Source organism: Vibrio sp. Vb1729 (assembly GCF_033338655.1).
Classification (GTDB): Bacteria; Pseudomonadota; Gammaproteobacteria; order Enterobacterales; family Vibrionaceae; genus Vibrio; species Vibrio alginolyticus.
Map to the genome: position 1 here is coordinate 68404 of NZ_JAWOTB010000002.1, position 18579 is coordinate 86982.

The window sequence follows — 18579 nt, forward strand, 5'->3', positions numbered from 1 at the left end:
CTACTCAAAATAACGAACAAGTATGTTGATCTTCATCACCGCCCCAACAAGTTTCACGAGGCGTTAACCATACTTGATACGTAGGATCTTATACTGATCGTCTGATATTTACTCCTTGATCAGCGATCACCCCTTAAAAGAATATTTATATAACCACACACCGAAAGCATAAGTTACATATTCTGCATTCCAATTTAAAAGAGAATAAAAAACCTTAAAGAGATTTAATTAAACGAAAAATCAGAATTTAATAAAAAGATCTTATTCAAAAAGCAGTGTTTACATTGGTGTGCATTTCGATAGTTTGAGCGTCGAGCTTAACGAGTTTAACTTGGATAAAAGCAAACTCATTTAAATGGCTCGCATGCGTTCCACCACAAGGGATTACCGCTAATTGACCTTCCCCTAAATCGCACTTCCAATAGCGAGAATCCGTTAATCTGTCACCGTGGCATTCCATGGTGATCATCGCATCTCGTCGAAGCCATTCCACAAGTTGGCTATTCACTTTTTTTGCAATCGCCTGGAGGTCATTCAGCATATCTGCACTGTTTAATCCTCTTTTACGGAGTGTTTTGCCTAAACGGTACGTATCGAGGCACTTGTCTGGAGTAACATAACTCGTAACTTGTGCATATCTATTAAAGTCATAATAACCATGTGGGTCTTTGCGGTCTGCGTCTTTTCGCCAATAGTCTTCCGCTAGTACTTTATTCAACGCCAAATACGCTAAGTGTCCTGCAGTGTGGCCTCGACTCAAAGCGCGTTGGTAATCCTTATCTACCGCCAATGTCACCAAATCATCAGTAACAAGTGATTCCGTACGTGATAAAACATGCACGACGACAAACACCCAACCTTCAGCATCACGCTTTACAGGGATGTCACTACCCACGTACAGAGCACCACTTTCCTGCTCCACTGCCCCAACTTGGCAATCTACCACATCATGCTCAGCCCCATTCACCTTCAACGTTCCTTTGTCTGCAGGGTGATCCGGCCATATGTGACTAACGGGATGGAACGGCGTGACATCTGTAATAACGTAAGTCACTTCTTCCGTAGATTGAACGAGCTGTATTTGTGCTTCTAATTGCCATGTTTGATGACAAAAAAGAGTCTTTGTTGCTGTGATAGTCATTTTTACGATTACTTTTGATAAAAAAATACCCAAGTAAAAACTTGGGTATTCGAATTTCATTATTTATTGCGGTTTTTCACCATCGACATCATACGCTTACGTTTACGCTCTTGTGATAGCGTAAGCTTATTCGTACGGTTCTCGTATGGATTATCACTGTTGTGGAAGTTAATGCGAATCGGTGTTCCCATAATTTCCAGAGACTTACGGAAGTAGTTCATCAGATAACGTTTATACGAATCTGGCAATTCACGAACCATGTTACCGTGGATAACAACGATCGGTGGGTTGTAACCACCTGCGTGTGCGTATTTGAGTTTGATACGACGACCACGAACCATTGGCGGTTGGTGATCATCCACAGCCATCTTCATGATACGCGTCAGTACTGACGTACCCACACGCGTTGTCGCCGAGTTATATGCTTCTTGGATAGATTCAAACAAGTGACCAACGCCAGTACCGTGCAGCGCAGAGATAAAGTGGATACGCGCGAAGTCGACGAATCCTAGACGGCGGTCCAGTTCTTTCTTCACGCTTTCTTTCACGTCACTGTCTAGACCATCCCACTTGTTAACGGCGATGACAATTGAGCGGCCAGCATTCAGTGCAAAACCAAGCAAGCTTAGGTCTTGGTCTGAAATATTTTCACGAGCATCAATCACCAGTAGAACGACGTTTGCATCTTCTACCGCTTTCAGCGTCTTAACAACAGAGAACTTTTCAACCGTTTCATTGATACGACCACGACGACGAACACCTGCGGTGTCAATTAGTACGTATTCGCGTCCATCACGCTCCATCGGGATGTAGATAGAATCGCGCGTTGTACCAGGCATATCGTATACAACCACACGTTCTTCACCCAGAATACGGTTAGTCAGTGTCGATTTGCCTACGTTAGGACGACCGATGATCGCCAACTTAATCGGCTGCTCTTGAAGGCGTTTGAATTCAGCTTCTGCGTCTTCTTCAGTGTAATCTTCAACAAGAGGCTCTTCGTCTTCGAATCCAGTCAGGTCTTCAATCTCACCTTCTTCAGATTCACTTGTTAGTAGATCATCAAAGAATGGAGATAAAGCACGCTCAAGCAAAGCGGTCACACCACGGCCATGAGCAGCCGCAATCTGGTACATATCATCCACGCCGAGCTGCCAAAAGTCAGCACACGCCGCATCGGCATCAATACCATCGATTTTGTTTACTACCAGCATCGCTGGCTTTTCAATTTTACGCAGATGCGCAGCAATTGCTTCATCTGAAGGTGTCAGACCAGCACGACCGTCAACAAGGAACAATACAACATCAGCCTCATCAATCGCGGCTAATGACTGTTCTGCCATCTTTGTTTCCACGCCTTCTTCTGTGCCATCGATACCACCAGTATCAATCACAATGAATTCGTGCTCTTCACCAAGTCTCGCCTGGCCATATTTACGGTCTCGCGTTAGGCCTGGAAAGTCCGCAACCAACGCGTCACGAGTGCGAGTCAATCGGTTAAATAGTGTAGATTTACCTACGTTCGGACGCCCTACTAGAGCTACAACAGGTACCATAACAACCTCTACAATAATCTTTCTTCTGTAGTTATAGGTAACGACTTGCTCGATGCCAAATCAAACCAGCTTTTTACCTATAACCACGTCAGGGTTAATAAATTCAAACAACAAAACGGCTCCTAGCTGTCACCAGCCAGGAGCCGAATGTGAATTATATCACGATATTATTCGTTAATGGTTAGTTTCTTTACATCGCCGTTGCGAGTTGTAATCACATAACCATCCGACAATAACGTCGGGCCAACTGCCAAGCCACTATCATCGACAAACTGCTGCGCAACAAATTCGCCCGTTGAACGATCCATCCAGTGAAGGTAACCAAGCGTGTCACCGACAACGAGATAATTGCCAACAATAACTGGCGCTGTAAGTTGTCGGTGCTCAAGCAAGCTGTTTTCCCACAACTCAGTCCCGCTTCGTGAATCAACGGCAACAACATGATCTTTTTCCGTTATCACAAAGATGCGACTACCATCTGTAGAAATGTCTGTCGCAGATGAGTAATTACGCTTCCAAATCGGGTTCGCTGAACGCAAGTCAATGGCGATAAGTTGGCCATTGTATCCAATGGTGAAAAGAGTACCGCCTAGCACAATTGGCGATGAATCAACGTCAACCAAACGATCAATTTCTGTCGCGCCTTTTGGCGTACCAACAGGCTGTTGCCAAATCAACTGACCACGCTCAACGATAGCAGCTGCGAGTCGGCCATTTGCCGTTCCCCAAAACACACCGCCGCCAATTGCAGTCGGAGTACTGTCGCCACGTAAAGTTAAGTTCGGCACTTCTGTACTCAATGCCCAGCGTTGCTCACCTGTACTCTCATTAAGGGCAATCAACATGCCTCGGCTAGTATTGATGATAATAAGGCCTGAATCTGCAACTGGCTTCGCCAGTACCTCACCACCAACTTTTACACGCCAAACAATTTCACCTGTTTCTTGGGCAAGAGAGATGACTTCACCATTCTCAGAGCCAATGTAAAGGTTTCCGTATGCCGCTGTGATACCACCAGAGAGACGAGCAATGACATCTTCTTCTAGGTCCGTTTGCCAACGTTGTTTACCATTCTCAGGATCCAGCGCTTTTACTAAGCCATCACGACTTGCCACGAACAATGTATCATTCGCAAATACAGGGGATAGTTTTGAAAAGTAATGACCAACACCATCGCCAACCGATGTGCTCCACTCACTACTGGTTGTAAACTGACTGTCTACCTGAGGTAGTGGCGCCATTACAATGGTGTCTTTCTCACCTGCACAACCGGCAAGTACTCCCATTGTTAACGCCCCTAGCAAGGCTTTCTTAAAGACTCTTTTCATCCAATGCGGTCCTTATTTCGCCAGATCGTCCAATTTCATTTGTAGTGTCGGGCTTGCATCTGCCGCTTGCTGAGCTTCAGTATACGCAGCGTACGCAGCATCTTTGTCACCTTGGCGAATCGCAATATCGCCACGAAGTTCAGCAATACGACCTGTCCATGCTGTATCAGTGACGTTACTTAGCTCTGCCGTTGCAGCGTCGAAGTTACCCATTTCCGTCTCAATACGCGCAATGCGGTAACTAATCAATGGTAACAACGCAGCATCTTGAGTGTTGCTTTGCGCCCACTTCAGTTGCTCCAATGCAGCAGAAAGGTCTTGAGCTTCAACTTGTGCTTTAGCAAGTTGTAGTGCAGCCAATACTGAATATTCTTTTACTTCATTTGACTCAATGAAAGCTTTCACGTCAGCTTGAGCATCAGTGCCTTTGTCTTGCAAAGCATTCATTGCTGTCGTGTAGCTTTGAGAAGCTGCTTCACTCGCCTGAATCACAGAATCCTGGTAGTAACGCCAGCCAAATAGACCACCTAAACCAACAACCGCACCGATGATGACGGCTTTGCCGTTTTCCTTCCACCAGTCTTTAATGGCTTCAACTTGTTGTTCTTCAGTATCGTAAAGTTCCACTTCCTGTCCTCTTAAAACATGTAAATGGCAGCTTAGCTGCCATTGTTCCTATTTCGTTTAAAGGCTCCACATTTGGGAGCCTTAGCTTACGAACTAGGATGTAATTTTGTTAGATTACTAAAAGACTTAAATCAGTGCTGCGATCTTTTCTGCAACCTCTGCTTGGTTGTAAGTCTCTTGCTCACCACCAGCTAAGTCTTTCAGTACTACGGTATTATCCGCAACTTCGTTTTCGCCCAGAACCAATGCTACAACAGCACCAACTTTGTCTGCGCGTTTAAACTGTTTCTTGAAGTTACCGCCACCGAAGTGATTCATCACACGAACGCCTGGAACAGACTCGCGAAGCTGTTCTGCTAGCTTCATTCCTGCCATCATGGTGCCTTCACCCGCTGTGACTACGTACACGTCAACACTGCGACGAACGTCTGTCAGTTCCAACGTTTCTAGCATCAGTACTAGACGCTCTAGGCCCATTGCAAAGCCAACCGCTGGTGTTGGTTTACCACCTAATTGCTCTACAAGGCCATCGTAACGACCACCACCACATACAGTGCCTTGAGCACCTAGGCTCTCAGTGATCCACTCAAATACAGTGCGATTGTAGTAATCCAGACCACGAACTAGACGTTCGTTAACTGTGTATTTGATACCTGCGGCGTCTAAAAGTTCACATAGACCTGCGAAGTGTGCTTTAGATTCTTCACCCAAGTAATCTGAAAGGCGAGGCGCATCACCTAAAATAGCTTGAACGTCTGGGTTCTTCGTATCCAGAACACGCAGTGGGTTCGTGTGCATGCGACGCTTACAATCTTCATCTAGCACATCAATATGTTGCTCAAGGAATGCAACCAGTGCATTACGGTAGTCTGCGCGGTCTTCTTGAGAACCGATAGAGTTCAGCTCAAGACGGACATGTTCATTGATACCTAGCTCACGCCATAAACGCGCCGTCATCATGATAAGCTCTGCATCAACATCTGGACCATTTAGACCAAACACCTCAACACCACACTGGTGGAATTGACGGTAACGACCTTTCTGCGGACGTTCATGGCGGAACATAGGTCCCATGTACCACAGACGCTGTTCATCACGGTTGATCAGGCTGTTTTGGATACATGAACGTACACAACCCGCCGTACCTTCAGGGCGAAGTGTTAGGCTGTCGCCGTTACGGTCATCAAAGGTGTACATTTCTTTTGAAACGACGTCTGTTTCTTCACCAACAGCGCGGCTGAATAGGTTTGTTTCTTCAACGATTGGCATGCGCACTTCGTTATAACCGTATGCGCTAATTACATTTTTCACTGTGTTTTCTAATTTTTGCCACAGTGGCGACTGAGTTGGGAGGCAATCGTTCATGCCTCGAATTGCTTGAATTGTTTTTGCCACAATACTTACCGTAATTCTCGTTGAGATTAATCTTGTACTTTAACTTCGATGCGGTTTTCGCCATTCATCATAGCTGCTTTCGCACGGATCTTAGCTTCTAGCTTATTCACAAGGTCATCGTTATCAAAGCGCTCTTTCTGGCGTTTACCATCTTCGTAGAATGCGCTCTTCTTGTTACTACCTGCTAGACCTAAGTGAGAAACTTCTGCTTCACCAGGGCCGTTTACCACACAACCGATGATAGACACATCCATTGGCGTGATGATGTCTTCTAAACGTTGCTCTAGTGCATTCACCGTACCAATCACATCGAATTCTTGGCGTGAGCAGCTTGGGCACGCAATAAAGTTGATGCCTCGAGAGCGAATGCGCAGAGATTTAAGGATGTCGAAACCGACTTTGATTTCTTCAACTGGATCGGCAGCCAAAGAGATACGCAGCGTATCGCCTATCCCTTCAGATAACAGCATACCTAAGCCAACAGATGACTTAACAGCGCCAGCTCGAGCACCACCCGCCTCTGTGATACCTAAATGAAGAGGCTGATCGATTTTCTTCGCCAGCAGACGATATGAATCCACCGCAAGAAAAACGTCTGAAGCTTTCACGCTAACTTTAAATTGGTCAAAGTTAAGACGATCGAGATGGTCTACGTGACGCATCGCCGATTCAACCAAGGCTTCTGGCGTAGGCTCACCGTATTTCATCTGTAGATCTTTTTCCAAAGATCCACCATTGACACCAATACGGATCGGGATGTTTTTATCGCGAGCGCAATCAACAACAGCGCGAATGCGCTCTTCATTGCCGATGTTACCTGGGTTGATACGTAAACAGTCAACTCCGTACTCCGCAACTTTCAGCGCGATACGATAGTCGAAATGAATATCAGCCACTAATGGTACAGAAACTTGCTGTTTAATCAGTTTGAAAGCTTCTGCTGCGTCCATCGTAGGTACAGAAACTCGAACGATATCTGCGCCGACTTTTTCTAGTGCTCGGATTTGAGCGACTGTCGCTTCTACGTCAGTCGTGCGAGTGTTAGTCATTGACTGTACTGCAATTGGCGCACCATCACCAATTGGCACATCACCCACATAAATACGCGTCGATTTACGACGAATAATTGGAGATTCGTGTTGCATAATTTTTTATAACGGTAGAGTGAATCTAGCTACTTTGCCTGAAGTATACCCAGAAAGGTCGACAGGTTCACTTGCAAATGTCATTGTAACCCCTTCCGGTGCGCCCAATATCACTTTAAATGGCGCTTTTCCGGTAAGTTCTACATCTTGTCCTGGCTTATGAGTACCACTTACCAGCGTTTTACCATTGGTGTCTTTTACTTGAATCCAACAGTCCGCTTTAAACTTCATAGTAAGAAGTGTCATGCCTTCAGGTACTACTGGCGCAGGCTGTTCCTCTTCCGCCGCTTCAATCACGGCAACAGGTTCTTCAGAATCTACGCTTGTTGTATTTTCAGTTTCAGTCAGCAAAGGATCCGCCCCTTGCTCAACGGGTGCTTCAGTCAATTCAGCAACACCTTCATTAGTTGAAGCAACTTCTTCAGGAGTGCTTGCGATTAACTCTTCAGCCGTCATCAAATCGATATCAGCTAATTCTTGAGCAGTGGGCTGCGGCGCTTCAACACTTGAATCCGTTACTTCCTTAGTTAGGCTATTCTCTTGTTGGTTTTGCCACCACCATGCAGCTGAAATGCCAATAATGACTAGCCCGATAACCCAAGTAAGGAGCATAATACGGCTATTGTGCTTCTCGTCTTTTGTTTTACGAGAGAAGCTTTGCATTTCAATTTCTTGCTCTTGAGGCTGAGCATCGGCAGTCTGCTCTAACGCCGTCAAAACCACCTTCTCATCAAGACCTACGAATTTAGCGTAAGAGCGTAAGTAACCACGCGTAAATGTCGCGACTTGTTGAGATTCAAATCGGTTATTTTCAATATCTTCAATCACAGAAATGCGAAGCCTCAGGCGGTCGGCAACTTGCTTTTGGCTCATTCCCAAGGATTCACGTTTGTTTTTCAGTAATGTGCCAGCTTCAATAGAGAGTGGCACTTCATTCGTATTTTCGTGTTCTGTCATAATGGCGGTATTTAATCTGTTTTAGTGGCTAACGTGGTCATGTATTTTCGTTATTGTTCTTAAGCCTCTTTAAAGATAGCTAGCCAAAACGCGTTAACCAAAAATAATAATTTTAAGAAACTCTCAGCGATCTGAGTGCGAATACCCGTTTTGCAAAAATCAGCAAAACGTATGTGAGAAAGTGCTGAGAATTATCGGTGTCATCGTTAGTGTTACATATCATGATAAGCGAATGCGCAACGAAGACAAAAACTCTTTACACTCAAACTAACAGATAGCTCAAGCTTTTGTCCAAACTTTGACAAAGGAATTCGAAATTATACCCAAATAACCTTAGGTTGAAGAGTGATAGTCCCAAATCTTGGCGAAAATGTCCTAAACAATAAACAAAATAGCCAGAGCGAATGGCTCTGGCTATTTTTGAATTCCGGTCGTTTATACAGCTTTCACTTCAATGGTATCGGCACCGCGTGACGCTTTCAGCATTGCCGTACGTTTAGTTCGGTCAATTACATCACCGACCAACTGACCACATGCGGCATCAATGTCATCACCACGTGTTTTACGAACCGTAACTGTGTGCCCGTATTGCATCAATGTTTTTTGGAAGCGATCAATACGTGAGTTACTTGGTTTCTTGTAAGGTGAACCTGGGTACGGGTTAAACGGAATCAAGTTAATCTTACATGGTGTGTCTTTCATCAATTCAGCCAGTTCACGAGCATGGTCCATGTCATCGTTCACATGATCAAGCAACACGTACTCGACTGTTACCTTGCCACGGTTTGCATTCGATGAAGCAATGTAACGACGAACGGATGCTAGGAAATCTTGAATATCCCAACGATCGTTAATTGGCATGATTTCACTACGCAGCTTATCGTTTGGCGCATGAAGAGAGATCGCTAACGCAACGTCGATTTTGCCCGTCATCTGATCAAGACCAGAAACGACACCTGATGTTGATACGGTTACGCGACGCTTCGACAAACCAAAGCCAAGGTCATCCAGCATTAACTCCAATGCAGGAATCAAGTTCTTCATATTAAGAAGCGGCTCACCCATGCCCATCATCACGACGTTCGTAATTGGGCGACGGCCTGTTTCTTTCTCAAGACCAATTTCACGTGCAGCACGCCACACCTGACCGATGATCTCTGAAACTTTCAAGTTACGGTTAAAGCCCTGCTGTGCTGTTGAGCAGAACTTACATTCCAATGCACAACCTACTTGAGAAGATACACAAAGCGTTGCGCGATCATCTTCTGGAATGTAAACCGTTTCTACATCCTGATCACCAACCTTCATTGCCCACTTGATCGTGCCGTCTGAAGAATGCTGAGCTTCTGCTACAGTTGGTGCTTTAATTTCACACTTGTGTAAAAGCTTTTCGCGCAGCTTCTTGTTGATGTTTGTCATTTTTTCGAAGTCATCTACACCGAAATGGTAGATCCACTTCATAACCTGATCGGCACGAAACGCTTTCTCGCCAAGTTCTTCCGCGAAAAACTGACGCATGCCTTTGCGATCAAAGTCGAGTAGATTGATTTTTTCAGTGGTCATGTTGCCTCTCAATGACTGAAACAAGAATAAGGGCGCGAATTGTACAGCCTTTATGCAGCTACAACAAGGGGTGTAAGACCCTGAGTTTGCTAAGGCATTAAAATAAAAACGATTAAATTTTAATCAGACTTTACGGTGAGAATAATGATTAGACAACCGACAACAAAAGCGTAGAAGTGGTACAGAGAAAACAGTGAGAACAAACACACGTAACTAAGCTTTCACCCCTGTAAGATGCTCAGATTAGCCAACATCTTCGCGAATAATTACGAATGAACTCGCAGGTGAAATGGAGAACGCGGAATAAAAAACCTCGGACAATTCCGAGGTTATTACGAACTAGATCATCACGCAAAAGTGATGCATGAACGAGTTAGCGAGTGAAAACTTCTGATTCAGGGAAGAAAAACTCAATTTCACGAGCGGCAGACTCAGGGCTATCTGAACCATGAACTGAATTGTGACGCATGCTGAGTGCGTAATCAGCACGCAAAGTGCCACATGCCGCGTCCTCTGGGTTGGTTTTACCCATTAGCTCGCGGTAACGTGCAATCGCATTTTCGCCTTCCAATACCTGAACCATAATAGGACCAGATGTCATGAACTCTTTTAGAGGAGGGAAAAACTCTTTACCTTCATGCTCTGCATAAAAGCCGCTTGCCTGATCTTCTGTCAGGTGAACCATTTTGGCAGCGATGATACGTAGGCCAGCCTTTTCAATACGATTGTAGATTTCACCAATTAGGTTTCGCTCTACAGCATCAGGCTTAATGATTGAAAATGTTCTTTCTAGAGCCATAAAATTTCCTTTCTGTACTTGTAATAATAGTTGTGCTTTTAAAGTGACTTACTGGGTAAGAGCAGCACTCAAACAAGAGAGTGCTGCAATCAATCTTATTTTCCAGCTTGCTCATTGAGGAAACGAGCAAGTGTACGAACACCCATACCCGTTGCTCCCGCAGCCCATTTATCAGAAGCGGCTTTACGATACGTACCCGCACAGTCGAAATGTAACCAGCCTTTTTTGTAGTCCTCAACGAAGTAAGACAAGAATGCAGCTGCAGTACTTGCACCCGGAGAATAATCACCAGAGCTGATATTCGATAAATCGGCAAAATTAGATGGCAGCATTTCTCGATGGAAATCAGCAAGTGGTAGCGGCCACAAGCCTTCTTTTTCCTGGTTTGCCGCCGTAAGCGCTTGATGCGATAGCTCATCATCAAAGCTCATTAGCGCATGGTAATCGTTACCTAACGCATTCTTCGCTGCGCCTGTTAGCGTCGCGCAGTCAATGATTAACTCAGGCTTTTGCTCACTGGCGTAGATAAGACCGTCTGCAAGCACCAAGCGACCTTCCGCGTCGGTATTCATAATCTCAACGGTTTTGCCGTTTTTGTAAGTGATGATGTCGCCAAGCTTAAGGGCACGGCCAGAAACCATGTTCTCAGCACAACACAAGATCAGTTTTACGCGCTTGTTTAAACCGCGCAAGATAGCTAATCCTAGGCCACCAGTTATAGTACCCGAGCCACCCATATCTGCTTTCATTGCACTCATGAAGGTAGAAGGCTTCAAGCTGTAACCACCGGAATCAAAGGTGATGCCTTTACCCACAAGACATGCGAATACAGGTGCGTTTTCGTCACCAGTTGGGTTGTAGTCTAACTGAAGCATCGCAGAAGTACGCTCAGAACCACGGCCTACTGCGTAAATACCTTCCCAACCTTCTGCCAACAAGTCTTTGTCTTTGACGATACGAGCTGTCACCGTGCCTTTCGGCGCAACAGATTTGATGAATTCAGCAGCCATTGTCGCTAGCTGACGAGGAGCAACTTCTTCTGCCGTTTTGTTGATAATATCGCGGGTAAAATCAGTCGAAGTAATACGAGCTTGAAGCTCTGCTTGCTCTTCATCAGACAATGCTGCCCACTCAACTGAGCCATGTTTTTTAGGGTTACGGAACCCTTGGTGGAAAGCCCATACGCTCTCTAGATCCCAGTTATCACCAGAAAGAAAAATAGAACGAATTCCTTGGCCATCTAGCTGACGAGCTGCACGTTGAATTGCGCCGAGATCATGACCTTCACCTAAGTGAATAGTTGCGCCGTTTTCAGCGAATGAAAGCAGTGCTTTTTCACCCCAATGTGGTGCTGCCGACTCTTGACTTAAAAATACAGACATCTGTGTAGACATGGTTTCTCCTTGTCTTATAGCAGCGTTGCCTACGCTGCTTCTTTTTAATAACTCACGGATGTTAGCATTATGTAGGGCAAAAATGTCAATTGGATAAAAAAACGGACCTAAAGGTCCGCTTTTTTTAGTAAGAATTGTTAACTAGGCTGTGTTTTACAGACTTAGTCTGCTTCGTCCATCCAGCACATGATAACGGCTTCTAGAATCTTTTCATTAGAACGGTTTGGCTCATCGTCAAACTCATCTAACTCCATGATCCATTGATGAAGATCGGTAAAACGCACTGTTTTTGGATCGACATCTGGAAACTTGTCACAAAGTTCAATCGCGATATCGCGAGAATCTGTCCATTTCATTGCTCATCTTCCTTTTGCTTCTTCCCTATATTGGGAAGATAGTTTTAGTGATCTTCTGAAGCGTGGTTTAGTGTGTATTTAGGAATTTCTACCACCAAGTCTTCATCAGCAATTCTCGCCTGACACCCTAGGCGTGACTCAGGCTCTAGACCCCACGCTTTATCTAGCATGTCGTCTTCTAGTTCTTCACTTTCTTCGAGTGAATCAAAACCTTCACGGATGATTACGTGGCAGGTAGTACACGCACATGACTTCTCACACGCATGTTCAATACCGATACCGTTTTTTAGCGCTACGTCTAGAACGGTGTCACCAGAGTTTGCTTCCAACACTGCACCTTCTGGGCACAAATCGTCGTGTGGTAATACAATAATCTTAGGCATAACTACTTATCTCTTATATATCGTCTACTGATTGACCTGACAACGCAGCTCGAATCGATTTATCCATACGGCGTGATGCGAAATCTTGGCTCGCTTTATCGGTATCTTTAATGCCCTGCTCTATCGCATCTGCATCATCACCATTACGCAGCTCAATCAAGGCTTCGATGGCTTTAATCAAGTTTTGTTTCTCTTGTTCTGATAGTAAGTCATCACCATCAGCTTGCATCGCTGCAATCAAACCTTCTATCACTCGGTCGGCTTCAACACGCTGCTCAGCTAAGGCACGAGCTTGCATGTCTTCTTTTGCGTGCGTCATTGAATCACGCAACATATCCGCCACTTCATTGTCACTTAAGCCGTAAGAAGGTTTTACTTGAATCTCTGATTGAACACCAGTGCTCTTCTCCATTGCCGTAACAGAAAGAAGGCCATCAGCGTCAACTTGGTAAGTCACGCGAATATGTGCCGCACCCGCTGCCATCGGAGGAATACCTTTTAACGAGAAGCGAGCAAGTGAACGACAGTCATCAACCATTTCACGTTCACCTTGTACCACATGAACACTCATCGCCGTTTGGCCATCTTTGAATGTGGTAAATTCTTGCGCACGCGCAACGGGAATCGTAGTGTTGCGGGGGATGATCTTCTCGACCAAACCACCCATGGTTTCAATACCGAGCGACAGTGGAATCACATCAAGAAGCAACATTTCAGAGTCAGGTTTGTTACCCGCTAGGATATCAGCTTGAATACCCGCACCGATTGCAACAACTTCATCTGGGTTAATGCTTGTCAGAGGTGTGCGACCAAAAAACTCGCCTACCATTTCACGAACCAACAATGTACGGGTTGAGCCGCCAACCATGACGACCTCGAGTACTTTATCTGCGTCGACATCCGCATCTTTTAATGCGCGACGACAAGACATCAGTGTTTTCTTCACTAGCGGACGAATCAGATCTTCGAACTGCTCGCGAGTCACGGTGCCTTTCCAGCCAAAAACGTCAACGTCAACACTGTCTTGCTCAGAGAAAGCAATCTTAGCTTCAGTAGCAATGTTCAACAGTATACGGCTCTTTTCTGCAGAAAGCGGCGCTTCTAGACCCGCTTGCTCCATTAAATAATCGGCAAATAGATGGTCGAAGTCGTCACCGCCTAATGCAGAATCGCCACCTGTTGCTAATACTTCAAATACGCCTTTCGATAAACGTAGGATAGAGATATCAAAAGTACCGCCACCTAGATCGTAAACCGCAATCACACCTTCTTGACCAGAGTCTAGGCCATAAGCAATTGCCGCAGCGGTTGGTTCGTTAAGTAGACGGAGAACATGAAGACCAGCTAATTTCGCCGCATCTTTTGTACCTGCACGTTGCGCGTCATCAAAGTAAGCAGGAACGGTAATAACTACACCAGCTAACTCACCACCTAACGTATCTTCAGCTCGCTTACCCAATACTTTTAGGATGTCCGCAGATACTTCAATCGGGTTTTTGTCACCTTGAGGTGTTTGCAGAATTGGCAGGCCGTTTTCACTCTCTTTAAAACGATAAGGAAGTGAAGAGTAACGGGACTGAATGTCCTTTAATGAACGACCGATCAAACGTTTTACAGAGATAATCGTGTTCTCTGGTTCAAACTCTGCTTTGGCTTTGGCTTCGTGGCCGACCGTTAACGTTTCCTCAGCGTAATTAACGACTGAAGGTAAAATAGTACGGCCCTGCTCGTCCGCAAGTGGAGTTGCATCGCCGCTACGTACAGAAGCAACCAAAGAGTTGGTAGTACCTAAGTCGATACCCGCTGCTAACTTATGCTCATGAGGTGCCGAGCTTTGGCCCGGTTCTGCGATTTGAAGTAGTGCCATGATAGGTCCTTGTCACGCTTACTAGCCGAGGAGTTTGTCTTCGACTAGCTCAATTTCGTTCTTTAGTTTGGCAATGAATTTTAGCTTACGAACTCGGTCTGCGGCTTCAGTCCATAGACCATCATCAAGCTCTTGCTCGACGCTTGCCAGATGCTGTTTGTACATTTTGCTGACCTTAGAGTCGAAGTCAAAAAGCGCCGATTCAGGATCGGACTTGTCAGCAATCTCTTCCAGTTCTTCGCGCAGTTCCATTTGCTCCATTAAGAACATCGGATCTTGCATTGTTTGCTGTTCACCTCGGATCTCAACACCTTGCTCTGCGAGGATATACTCGGCGCGAGAAATAGGATTTTTCAGAACTTGATAGGCATCGTTGATTTGCGCCGCCTTTTGCACCGCCATCAAACGGTCACGTTCTGAGCCCGTTGCAAAGTTATCCGGGTGGAAGCGTTTTTGTAGTTCTCGGAACTGAGAAGAAAGAAGGCTACCATCCAGCTTAAACTGACTTGGTAGCCCAAATAATTCAAAGTGATTCATTAAGTTCGGGTCCTAGTAAAGCCTTCCGGACTCGTTTGCCCAGAAGGACAATCAATTAGACGTTGAAGCTTTCACCACAACCACATTCACTTTTCGCGTTAGGGTTGTTGAATTCAAAACCTTCATTCAACCCTTCTTTCACGTAATCCAATTCAGTACCATCTAGGTACACTAAGCTCTTTTGATCGATGATAATTTTCACTCCAGAGAGTTCAAATACTTCGTCTTCTTCATTGAGCTCATCAACAAACTCAAGTACGTATGCCATGCCGGAACAGCCAGTCGTCTTCACTCCAAGACGTAAACCGATACCTTTGCCTCGGTTATCTAGGAATGCTCTTACGCGACTTGCCGCTGATTCTGTCATTGTGATGGCCATACTGCACCTTAGTCTGTCTAAATTTCGATTGGAATGGGAGCGTCAAAGCTCCCATTATATTACGGAATAATTATTCTTGGTGTTTTTTCTTGTAGTCAGCAACCGCTGCTTTGATTGCATCTTCAGCAAGAATAGAACAGTGAACTTTCACTGGTGGAAGCTCTAGCTCTTCAGCAATCTCAGAGTTTTTAATTGCTGCCGCTTCATCAACTGACTTACCTTTTACCCACTCAGTTACTAGTGAGCTTGATGCGATTGCACTACCACAACCGTATGTTTTGAACTTCGCATCTTCGATGATACCTTCAGGTGTCACTTTGATTTGAAGCTTCATTACGTCACCACACGCAGGAGCGCCAACCATGCCGCTACCTACTGATGGATCTTCTTTATCGAATGAACCAACGTTACGTGGGTTCTCGTAGTGATCAATTACTTTTTCGCTGTATGCCATGATAAATTACCTCGAATCCTCTATTTCAATCCCTGAGATTAATGGTGAGCCCATTCAACAGTGCTCAAATCAATCCCTTCTTTGTACATATCCCATAGAGGAGACATGTCGCGTAGCTTAGTCACTGCAACGCGGATTTGTTCAATTGCGTAATCAATTTCTTCTTCAGTCGTGAAACGACCAAACGAGAAACGAACCGAGCTGTGAGCCAATTCGTCATCCATGCCTAGGGCACGAAGAACGTAAGAAGGCTCAAGGCTTGCAGACGTACAAGCACTACCAGAAGATACCGCTAGATCTTTAAGCGACATTAGTAGTGATTCACCTTCTACGAATGCGAAACTGATGTTTAGGTTGTGTGGTACACGCTGCTCAAAGTCACCGTTTACCGTCACTGCTTCTAAGTCTTTCACGCCATCAAAAAGACGGTTACGAAGCGCTAAAGCATGATCGTAATCTTTTTGCATGTCTTCTTTTGCAATGCGGAATGCTTCACCCATGCCTACGATTTGGTGAGTAGGTAGTGTACCAGAGCGGAAACCACGCTCATGACCGCCACCGTGCATTTGCGCTTCAAGACGAATACGAGGCTTACGACGTACGTAAAGTGCACCGATACCTTTAGGACCGTAAACTTTGTGAGCAGAAAGTGAAATTAGATCAACTTTCATCTCTTGAACGTCGATTGGTAATTTACCTGCAGATTGCGCAGCGTCCACGTGGAAAACAATTTTACGCTCACGGCACAGTTCGCCGATCGCTGTAATGTCTTGAACCACACCAATCTCGTTGTTTACATGCATAATAGACACAAGCACGGTGTCATCACGCATGGCTGCTCTAAGCTTCTCTAGATCGATCAAGCCATTTGATTCTGGCTCAAGGTAAGTCACTTCAAAGCCTTCACGCTCAAGTTGACGACATGGGTCAAGAACGGCTTTGTGCTCTGTTTTACAAGTGATTACGTGCTTGCCTTTCTTCGAGTAAAAGTGCGCTGCACCTTTAATCGCAAGGTTGTCTGATTCTGTCGCACCAGATGTAAATACGATTTCGCGAGGATCTGCATTTAGAAGGTCAGCAATTTGCTCACGAGCAGTATCGACCGCTTCTTCTGCCTGCCAGCCGTAACGGTGCGAACGTGACGCTGGGTTGCCAAATGTGCCATCCATTGTCATGTACTGAACCATTTTTTCAGCAACACGTGGATCAACTGGACATGTAGCGGAATAATCAAGATAAATCGGCAGTTTCATTCTCTACTCCAATGTAAAAAGCTGACCGCTAAGAGCGGACGTTTACACCGATGGGCGCGGCGGTTGTATTTTTGTTTGATAGCCCATGGGTTACCGCCAGATCAATGTCCTGACGATCAGAAATTTCGAGTACTTCATTGTCTGTCATCAACTCACCAAGAGTGATGTTATTCAAAAAGTCACTAATGCGAGAGCTTAGGTCACGCCACAGCGTGTGAGTAAGGCAACGTGTTCCACCTTGGCAATCTCCTTTACCTTGGCATTTGGTTGCATCTACTGACTCATCAACGGCAGCAATCACGGTACCAATAGCGATACTGTGAGCGTCGGCACCAAGTCGGTAACCACCACCAGGACCACGAACGCTGGCAACGAGACCTGCTTTACGCAATTTTGAAAATAGCTGCTCTAAGTAAGAGAGCGAGATCCCTTGACGCTCTGAAATATCAGCCAGAGGTACAGGGTTTTGTTGCGAATGCAGTGCCACATCCAGCATGGCTGTCACCGCATATCTTCCTTTAGATGTAAGTTTCATACCACACCGTATCCACATGGTTTGTAATGGTTAAGATTCTTCCATACCTGAGTAATTTGGTCAAGTATTTATTTGACCATTTTACTCAGGTATTCATCCTCACATCTAAAGTGGTTATTATTCACTCAGAACTTCTTTTCTATCGAAGTCAAAACGCCTCGTAGAATATTAAGTTCTTGGGTTTCTGGTCGAGCACGAGAGAACAAACGGCGCAACTTATTCATCACCTGTCCAGGTTGCTCTTTGTTAATAAACTGGGTCTCAACCATCACCTTTTCAAGATGCTCGAAGAACATTTCGAGTTCTCGATGACGCGGGTATTCTTCCGATTCATTTGGGGAAAACTGGCTTTGCTCTAAGTTCAAGTGTGCAACTCGCACTTCGTAACTGAGAGTTTGTACAGCCATCGCTAGGTTAAGCGAGCTGTACTCAGGATTAGCGGGAATACAAACATGGTAGTGGCACTTTTGTAGCTCTTCGTTTGTCAAACCAGTTCTTTCTCGGCCAAACACGAGCGCAACCGGATGCTTTCGGCCTTCAACTGCAAATTTCTCACCGCATTCACGTGGCTCGAGCATTGGCCATTCTAATGTACGAGAGCGGGCGCTAGAACCCACAACAAGGCCACAATCTTCAACCGCTTCTTCTAATGTGCCGACAATCTTTGCATTTTGAGCAATATCACCAGCACCCGCAGCTAAAGCAAGAGTTTGTTCATCCACTTCACATTGTGGATCGACTAATACTAGTTGGTTTAAACCCATCACTTTCATTGCTCGAGCTGCTGAGCCAATATTGCCTGAATGAGAGGTACCTACGAGTACAATTTTTACTTGATCCAACATCTGTGTTTGCTACCTAAATTAAAACCGCAGAATGTTATCATAGTTTTTTAAGACACCCTAGAGGC

General features: G+C 45.2%; 19 protein-coding genes. All 19 read right to left on the minus strand.

What is annotated here, in order from left to right; translation table 11 throughout:
* Positions 1-265: 265 nt before the first annotated feature.
* The 19 genes from R7E29_RS01025 to trmJ all read right to left on the minus strand — a co-directional run bounded on the left by R7E29_RS01025 (position 266) and on the right by trmJ (position 18514).
* The gene (locus R7E29_RS01025; RefSeq protein WP_318082377.1) at positions 266-1141 is read right to left on the minus strand and encodes an alanyl-tRNA editing protein; all 876 of its coding nucleotides are present in this window, start codon (positions 1139-1141) and stop codon (positions 266-268) included.
* A gap of 59 nt (positions 1142-1200) precedes the next feature.
* Positions 1201-2697: a ribosome biogenesis GTPase Der gene (gene der / locus R7E29_RS01030; protein WP_017820569.1), complete on the minus strand. Its 1497-nt coding sequence runs from the start codon at positions 2695-2697 to the stop codon at positions 1201-1203.
* Positions 2698-2864: 167 nt separating this feature from the next.
* Positions 2865-4025, minus strand: coding sequence for an outer membrane protein assembly factor BamB (bamB, locus tag R7E29_RS01035; RefSeq protein ID WP_054576943.1), 1161 nt, complete (start codon positions 4023-4025; stop codon positions 2865-2867).
* Positions 4026-4037: 12 nt separating this feature from the next.
* Complete coding sequence (locus R7E29_RS01040) at positions 4038-4652, minus strand: YfgM family protein (RefSeq protein ID WP_005381697.1); 615 nt, start codon at positions 4650-4652, stop codon at positions 4038-4040.
* Positions 4653-4778: 126 nt separating this feature from the next.
* Entirely contained in the window at positions 4779-6047 is a 1269-nt protein-coding gene (gene hisS / locus R7E29_RS01045) for a histidine--tRNA ligase (protein WP_017633912.1), read from the minus strand.
* Positions 6048-6073: 26 nt separating this feature from the next.
* Positions 6074-7192, minus strand: coding sequence for a flavodoxin-dependent (E)-4-hydroxy-3-methylbut-2-enyl-diphosphate synthase (gene ispG / locus R7E29_RS01050; RefSeq protein WP_005381699.1), 1119 nt, complete (start codon positions 7190-7192; stop codon positions 6074-6076).
* A 6-nt stretch (positions 7193-7198) separates the two neighbouring features.
* Positions 7199-8149: a cytoskeleton protein RodZ gene (gene rodZ / locus R7E29_RS01055; protein ID WP_005383707.1), complete on the minus strand. Its 951-nt coding sequence runs from the start codon at positions 8147-8149 to the stop codon at positions 7199-7201.
* Positions 8150-8584: 435 nt separating this feature from the next.
* Positions 8585-9712, minus strand: a complete 1128-nt coding sequence (locus R7E29_RS01060) for a bifunctional tRNA (adenosine(37)-C2)-methyltransferase TrmG/ribosomal RNA large subunit methyltransferase RlmN (protein ID WP_213906724.1) — start codon at positions 9710-9712, stop codon at positions 8585-8587.
* 373 nt (positions 9713-10085) lie between these two features.
* A complete protein-coding gene (gene ndk / locus R7E29_RS01065) occupies positions 10086-10511 on the minus strand; it encodes a nucleoside-diphosphate kinase (protein ID WP_017633914.1) in 426 nt (141 codons plus the stop codon).
* A gap of 95 nt (positions 10512-10606) precedes the next feature.
* Complete coding sequence (gene pepB, locus R7E29_RS01070) at positions 10607-11905, minus strand: aminopeptidase PepB (RefSeq protein ID WP_017633915.1); 1299 nt, start codon at positions 11903-11905, stop codon at positions 10607-10609.
* A 161-nt stretch (positions 11906-12066) separates the two neighbouring features.
* Positions 12067-12261 (minus strand): Fe-S cluster assembly protein IscX, encoded by a 195-nt coding sequence (gene iscX / locus R7E29_RS01075; protein ID WP_005381711.1) that lies wholly within the window; start codon positions 12259-12261, stop codon positions 12067-12069.
* 44 nt (positions 12262-12305) lie between these two features.
* Positions 12306-12644, minus strand: coding sequence for an ISC system 2Fe-2S type ferredoxin (fdx, locus tag R7E29_RS01080; protein WP_005381713.1), 339 nt, complete (start codon positions 12642-12644; stop codon positions 12306-12308).
* A 13-nt stretch (positions 12645-12657) separates the two neighbouring features.
* Complete coding sequence (hscA, locus tag R7E29_RS01085) at positions 12658-14511, minus strand: Fe-S protein assembly chaperone HscA (RefSeq protein WP_054576944.1); 1854 nt, start codon at positions 14509-14511, stop codon at positions 12658-12660.
* Positions 14512-14532: 21 nt separating this feature from the next.
* Positions 14533-15048 (minus strand): co-chaperone HscB, encoded by a 516-nt coding sequence (hscB, locus tag R7E29_RS01090; protein ID WP_005381716.1) that lies wholly within the window; start codon positions 15046-15048, stop codon positions 14533-14535.
* 55 nt (positions 15049-15103) lie between these two features.
* Positions 15104-15427 carry an iron-sulfur cluster assembly protein IscA gene (gene iscA / locus R7E29_RS01095; protein WP_005381717.1) on the minus strand — a complete coding sequence of 108 codons (324 nt, stop codon included), beginning with the start codon at positions 15425-15427 and terminating at the stop codon, positions 15104-15106.
* Between the two features lie 70 nt (positions 15428-15497).
* Complete coding sequence (gene iscU / locus R7E29_RS01100) at positions 15498-15881, minus strand: Fe-S cluster assembly scaffold IscU (RefSeq protein ID WP_005381718.1); 384 nt, start codon at positions 15879-15881, stop codon at positions 15498-15500.
* Between the two features lie 38 nt (positions 15882-15919).
* On the minus strand, positions 15920-17134 hold the full coding sequence (locus R7E29_RS01105) for an IscS subfamily cysteine desulfurase (RefSeq protein ID WP_005381719.1): 1215 nt from the start codon (positions 17132-17134) through the stop codon (positions 15920-15922).
* 28 nt (positions 17135-17162) lie between these two features.
* A complete protein-coding gene (gene iscR, locus R7E29_RS01110; RefSeq protein WP_005381720.1) occupies positions 17163-17669 on the minus strand; it encodes a Fe-S cluster assembly transcriptional regulator IscR in 507 nt (168 codons plus the stop codon).
* 125 nt (positions 17670-17794) lie between these two features.
* The gene (gene trmJ / locus R7E29_RS01115; RefSeq protein WP_005383693.1) at positions 17795-18514 is read right to left on the minus strand and encodes a tRNA (cytosine(32)/uridine(32)-2'-O)-methyltransferase TrmJ; all 720 of its coding nucleotides are present in this window, start codon (positions 18512-18514) and stop codon (positions 17795-17797) included.
* Between the last annotated feature and the right edge of the window lie 65 nt (positions 18515-18579).

Excerpts from the sequence above, each read along its gene's own strand:
- R7E29_RS01025 (WP_318082377.1), bottom strand. The coding sequence starts at position 1,141 with ATGACTATCACAGCAACAAAGACTCTTTTTTGTCATCAAACATGGCAA.
- der (WP_017820569.1), bottom strand. The coding sequence starts at position 2,697 with ATGGTACCTGTTGTAGCTCTAGTAGGGCGTCCGAACGTAGGTAAATCT.
- bamB (WP_054576943.1), bottom strand. The coding sequence starts at position 4,025 with ATGAAAAGAGTCTTTAAGAAAGCCTTGCTAGGGGCGTTAACAATGGGA.
- ispG (WP_005381699.1), bottom strand. The coding sequence starts at position 7,192 with ATGCAACACGAATCTCCAATTATTCGTCGTAAATCGACGCGTATTTAT.
- rodZ (WP_005383707.1), bottom strand. The coding sequence starts at position 8,149 with ATGACAGAACACGAAAATACGAATGAAGTGCCACTCTCTATTGAAGCT.
- R7E29_RS01060 (WP_213906724.1), bottom strand. The coding sequence starts at position 9,712 with ATGACCACTGAAAAAATCAATCTACTCGACTTTGATCGCAAAGGCATG.
- ndk (WP_017633914.1), bottom strand. The coding sequence starts at position 10,511 with ATGGCTCTAGAAAGAACATTTTCAATCATTAAGCCTGATGCTGTAGAG.
- pepB (WP_017633915.1), bottom strand. The coding sequence starts at position 11,905 with ATGTCTACACAGATGTCTGTATTTTTAAGTCAAGAGTCGGCAGCACCA.
- iscX (WP_005381711.1), bottom strand. The coding sequence starts at position 12,261 with ATGAAATGGACAGATTCTCGCGATATCGCGATTGAACTTTGTGACAAG.
- fdx (WP_005381713.1), bottom strand. The coding sequence starts at position 12,644 with ATGCCTAAGATTATTGTATTACCACACGACGATTTGTGCCCAGAAGGT.
- hscA (WP_054576944.1), bottom strand. The coding sequence starts at position 14,511 with ATGGCACTACTTCAAATCGCAGAACCGGGCCAAAGCTCGGCACCTCAT.
- hscB (WP_005381716.1), bottom strand. The coding sequence starts at position 15,048 with ATGAATCACTTTGAATTATTTGGGCTACCAAGTCAGTTTAAGCTGGAT.
- iscA (WP_005381717.1), bottom strand. The coding sequence starts at position 15,427 with ATGGCCATCACAATGACAGAATCAGCGGCAAGTCGCGTAAGAGCATTC.
- iscU (WP_005381718.1), bottom strand. The coding sequence starts at position 15,881 with ATGGCATACAGCGAAAAAGTAATTGATCACTACGAGAACCCACGTAAC.
- R7E29_RS01105 (WP_005381719.1), bottom strand. The coding sequence starts at position 17,134 with ATGAAACTGCCGATTTATCTTGATTATTCCGCTACATGTCCAGTTGAT.
- iscR (WP_005381720.1), bottom strand. The coding sequence starts at position 17,669 with ATGAAACTTACATCTAAAGGAAGATATGCGGTGACAGCCATGCTGGAT.
- trmJ (WP_005383693.1), bottom strand. The coding sequence starts at position 18,514 with ATGTTGGATCAAGTAAAAATTGTACTCGTAGGTACCTCTCATTCAGGC.